Below are 4,862 nucleotides of genomic sequence, written 5' to 3'. Positions count from 1 at the left end.
TCCCCTCCGCCTGCTCCAGCGCCTCTCGGATCGCCTCGCGCTCCGCATCGGCGTCCGGAGCCTGGTAGCGCCGGCCGCTCTCGGCGGGGCGGGTGCCGTAGGCCTCCGCCAGCGGCACGTCCCGCTCCAGGATCTCCGGGGGGAGGTGCGAGGGGAGCACCCGGTTTCCGTCGCAGACGATACAGGCGTGCTCGATGGCACCCATCAGCTCCCGCACGTTTCCCGGCCAGTCGTAAAGCTCGAGCGCCTGGAGCGTCTCGTCGGAGCAGCCGTTCACGCGCCGCCGCGCGTCGGGGATGCGCTCGTTCCAGCGCTCGATGGCGGCGCCCACCAGCGCGCGCAGGTCCGGGATGCGGATCTGGAACACCTTCAGCCGGAAGTAGAGGTCCGCGCGGAAGCGGCCCGCCTCCACCATCGCCTCCAGGTCCTGGTGCGTGGCGGCGACCACGCGCACGTCCACCGGCACCGTGCGCGAGGTGCCCACGCGCACCACCTCGCGCTCCTGCAGCACGCGCAGCAGCCGCGCCTGCATGCCGGGTGACACGTCGCCGATCTCGTCCAGGAAGAGCGTGCCGCCGTTGGCCTCCTCGAACATGCCCTTCCGCTCGTTCACGGCGCCGGTGAAGGCGCCGCGTGCGTGCCCGAACAGCTCGGATTCCAGCAGCCCCTCGGCCAGCGCGGAGCAGTTGACGGCCACGAACGGGCGTGAGCGCCGCGGGCTCTCCTCGTGGATGGCGCGCGCCACCAGCTCCTTGCCCGTGCCCGTGGCGCCGCGCAGCAGCACCGTGCTCTCCGTGGCCGCCACCCGCGAGATGGAGCGCAGCACCTCGCGCATCTTGCCGCCGGTGGCGACCAGGCGTGATACGCCCAGGCCCAGCACCGGCTCGCGGCGGGCCAGGATTGCGCGGATCTTCCCGCGCAGCACGGCGTTGTCGCACGGCTTGGTGATGTAGTCGTCCGCGCCCAGCTTAAGGGCCTGCACCGCGCTGTCGACCGTGGCGAAGCCGGTGAGCATCAGCACGGGCACCGCGTTGCCGCCGCCGCGCAGCTCCTCCAGCACCGACAGGCCGGTGCGGCCCTCCATCTTCAGGTCCAGCAGCACCATGTCGTAGCGGTCGGCGCGCAGGCGCTCCAGCCCCGCGTCGCCCCCGGGCGCGGCGTCCACGGCATAGCCCTCGTCCGCCAGCAGGGCGCCGGTGCCCACGCGGAAGGCGCGGTCGTCGTCGATGATCAGGATCTTCGCAGGCGCTTCGGCCATCAGTCTCGCAGCTCTGTGTGTGTGCCCGCGTGCTCGGGAGATGCACGGCGGGGCATGTTCGCGTCTACCGGAAGCTCTCGGGCGATGCGCGGCGGTTGAAACCGCGGCAACGACTGCGCAAAGTCCGCCTTCGCGGACTAACGGCTCGGCATCGTCTCTGTCTCGATCATTCTGCTCCGCTCGTCGCCGAGGCGATCCGCGGCTTCACATCAACCGCGTCGCGTTCGGTAGATGTGCATCCGCCGACGGCCAGAGCACGGTGCGACGATGGACATCTACCGTTCACCCGCCGTTGGCCGATCGCTCGATACAGATGCGTCTCGGCGGATGCGCATCATCCGAAGCGTTCGGCCGAACGCTTCGGCGGAGCGGCCGCGTCAGGCGACCGCGGCGGGCTCGGCTTCCGGCTCGTCGGCGGTGCCGAGGGCTTCGTCCAGCGTCTCGCGCGGGAGGCGGATGGTGAAGCGGCTTCCTTCGCCCGCGCGGCTCTCCACCGACAGCCGGCCGCGGTGGCCGCGGATGATGCCGTCGGAGACGAAGAGGCCCAGGCCGATGCCCTGCACCCCCGGCTTGGTGGTGTAGAACGCCTCGAAGATGTGCGGCAGGTGCTCCTCGGAGATGCCGGCGCCCGTGTCCTCCACCACCACCTCCACCGCGTCGTCGTCGGCGCGGGTGACCATGCGCAGCACGTCGCCCTCGGCCATGGCGTCGCCCGCGTTGGCGACCAGGTTGGCGAGCACCTGGTGAATCGCCTCGGGGTGCACCACCACCGCCGGCAGCCCGCGCGCGAGGTGCGTCTCCAGGCGGATGCCGCGGGCGCGCAGCTCGGGCGAGGCCAGCGTGAGCACGCGGTTCACGATCTCGTTCAGGTCCAGCGCCGTGGCCGCGTCGGAGAGCGGACGGCTCTGGTCCAGCAGCTGGCGCGTGAGCCCCGCCATGCGCGACAGCTCCTCCTGCGCGAGCGTGAGGAACTCGCGGTTCGGGTCGCCCGGGTCGCCGCGCCGCTCCAGCGCCTCCAGGCAGTTCTGGATGTTGTAGATGGGGTTGTTGATCTCGTGCGAGAGCTGCGCGACCAGCCGGCCCATGGCCGCCAGCTTCTCGCGGTGGATCATCTCCGCCTGCGCGGACCGCAGCCGCGACTCGCGCTCGGCGATGGCCAGCCGCATCTCGCCGAAGGCCCGCGCCAGCTGCCCGATCTCGTCGCCCGAGGCGGGCGGCAGCGGCGCGTCGTAGTCGCCCTTCGCCAGGCGCCCCGACGCCTCGGCCAGCGCCGCCGCCGGCCGCGAGACGATCCGGGCGATGAACACCGCCAGCACCAGCGCGAAGACCAGCGCCACCACCCCGATGCCCACCAGCGATCCGCGGATCGCCGCCACCACGTTCAGCTCGTCGGTCGTCTGCCGGAAGAGGACGACGCCCACCGGCATCCCCCGCGTGGGCAGCGACGTGGCGAGGGTGAGGTACGACCGGCCCGCCAGCTTCCGCGGCGTGATGTGGCTCGTGCGCAGCAGCGACGGCAGGTCCGCCCCGCGCAGCGCCACGGCCAGCGTGTCGCGCACGGTGGTGGCGATCAGCGAGTCGCCCACCACCAGCGCCAGGTCGGTGCCGCCCGCCAGGTCCTTCTTCAGGTCGCCCACCGCGGCCGAGTCCAGCCGCACTGCCACGCCCACCTCGCCCAGCCGCCGGCTGCTGTCGGTGAGCACGGGCGCCAGCGCCATCCGCAGCGGCCCGCCGGCCTCCGGCGCCGTGACGACGGTGCCGTAGCCGCGCGCCTGTGCCACGGCGGCGCTGTCCAGCCGCGGGCCCACCAGTGAGCGCCCCGCGCTGTCCAGCGCCAGCACCCCGATGCGCTTGTCGCGGTCGCGCCGGTCGGTCAGGATGGCGCGCACCCGCCGCTCGTCGCCGCGCAGCCACGCGGCGGACAGGCCGGGCCGCAGGGCGCGCAGGTTGGCGTCCTTGAGCAGCGCGTCCTCGCGCAGCGACCAGTTGGTCGCCAGGCCGGTGGCGGCGCGGTTCAGGTCGTCGGTGGCGCGCTGGTAGACGCCGTGCTCCACCGCGTTGGCGATGAGCAGCAGCGTGGGCACCACGATCACCAGCGCGGCGCCCGCGAACAGGATGAAGATCTTGGTGCGGAGGGACAGTCCTCGCATCCCCGTCCGGCGGTTGTGGGGAGGTGCCGCGGGGTCTCGCGGCGTGTTCGTTCGATGGTGCGTTTGGTGTTCACTGAACACGCGGGCACTGTTCACTGAACGCCCGCGAACGTTCCGGACGGCCCCCGCGGACTGCGCCGGAAGGGCTCGCGAATGCCGGAAAGGTAAGCGGCGGCGGCACTTTCCGCCATGCCGCCGCGCCGCTGCCTCACCCGGCACACCCGTTGCCTTTAGCGGGGCCGTCCCGCGAGTGGCGCGGGGCCAGCAGCAACGATCGGGCGAGGGAGCCCGGTCTTCACTCCGAGCAAACTGGAGCACTCCGATGAAGAGCCGCATCCTCCCGATCGTCGCGATCGCCGCCGTGGTCTCGCTGGGCGCCTGCAAGAAGGACGACGCCGCCAACGGCGACGGCAGCAGCAGCACCACGACCGCCGACAGCTCGGTGCAGGTCGTCCCGACGGCCGACACCATGATGACGACCACGACGACCACCACCACGACCGACACGAACACCCAGAAGGTCGACAGCACCGGCGCCGCTGCCGGCGCGGCGACCACCGCCCCGGCCGCTCCGGCCGCCGGCACCAAGATCGACTCGACCAACCACCAGTAGTCGTTCTCCGCGCCTCCGGGCGCGGATCGCTACGAGGTGAACTCAGGGGCCCGGGCAATCGGCCCGGGCCCCGTTCTACCGCCAGTCTCTGGAGAGCACTCAGATGAAGAACCGCTTCTTCGCGATCGTCGCAGCCGCCGCGTTCGTCACCATGGCCGCCTGCGCCAAGAAGGACGACACCGCGAACACCGACGCCGCCGCCACCGACAGCGCGACGACCACCACCACGACCGCGCCGGCCGCCCCCATGACCGACTCGGCCGCGATGGCCGCCCCGGCCGCCCCCGCGGCGACGGACAGCGCCGCCATGGCCGCCCCGGCGAACCCGAACCCGACCGACACCGTCAAGATCGACTCGACCAAGAAGATGTAATCTCTTCTCACCCGAGAAGACCTGCCGGGCCCGGACACACGTCCGGGCCCGGTTCTTTCGTTCCAGGGCTTTCTCCACCGCCACGGGCCTTCCGGCCGGCGTTGCAAGCTCGTCCTTCGACCCACCGGCAGTGATCATGTGCAAGGTGACGATCTCGAACGACTTCGCCGTGACTCTTCCGCAGTCCGTGCGCGATGAGCTGGGCCTATATGTGGGCCAGCGGCTGGCCGTTGCCTCGAGCGGTGAACGAGTCTATCTCGTTCCTCTGCGATCCGCGGCTGACCTGCGCGGCAGTCTGCGCGGGATTAGCACGGACCTCGAACGGGACGAGGACCGCCTCGTCTAGAAGTCTGTTGAAAAACGCTGCGCCTCAGGGTGTGAAGCGGTAGATTGAGGGAGCGAATCTACTGGTGAACTCCTCTTCTGCGTAGAGCGATGCTCGGGCGAAACGACACTCCGCTGGAGCTG

Annotated in this window: 4 protein-coding genes; 2 read left to right on the top strand and 2 right to left on the bottom strand. The window is 71.4% G+C overall.

Features of this window, described 5'->3' with window-relative positions:
- A partial coding sequence (locus VFE05_14720; GenBank protein ID HET6231323.1) for a sigma-54 dependent transcriptional regulator occupies positions 1 to 1,258 on the bottom strand: 1,258 nt, incomplete at its 3' end.
- Between the two features lie 377 nt (positions 1,259 to 1,635).
- Entirely contained in the window at positions 1,636 to 3,408 is a 1,773-nt protein-coding gene (locus tag VFE05_14715) for an ATP-binding protein (GenBank protein HET6231322.1), read from the bottom strand.
- 322 nt (positions 3,409 to 3,730) lie between these two features.
- On the opposite strand from VFE05_14715, the gene VFE05_14710 reads away from it, so the two are divergent.
- Both VFE05_14710 and VFE05_14705 read left to right on the top strand, forming a co-directional pair.
- Positions 3,731 to 4,021 (top strand): hypothetical protein, encoded by a 291-nt coding sequence (locus VFE05_14710; GenBank protein ID HET6231321.1) that lies wholly within the window; start codon positions 3,731 to 3,733, stop codon positions 4,019 to 4,021.
- A gap of 103 nt (positions 4,022 to 4,124) precedes the next feature.
- On the top strand, positions 4,125 to 4,394 hold the full coding sequence (locus VFE05_14705; GenBank protein ID HET6231320.1) for a hypothetical protein: 270 nt from the start codon (positions 4,125 to 4,127) through the stop codon (positions 4,392 to 4,394).
- Positions 4,395 to 4,862: the final 468 nt, after the last annotated feature.

The sequence above is a fragment of the Longimicrobiaceae bacterium genome, assembly GCA_035696245.1.
GTDB lineage: Bacteria > Gemmatimonadota > Gemmatimonadetes > Longimicrobiales > Longimicrobiaceae > DASRQW01.
Note: the sequence above shows the minus strand (reverse complement) of the source record. Positions and strands in the feature narration are given on the sequence as shown.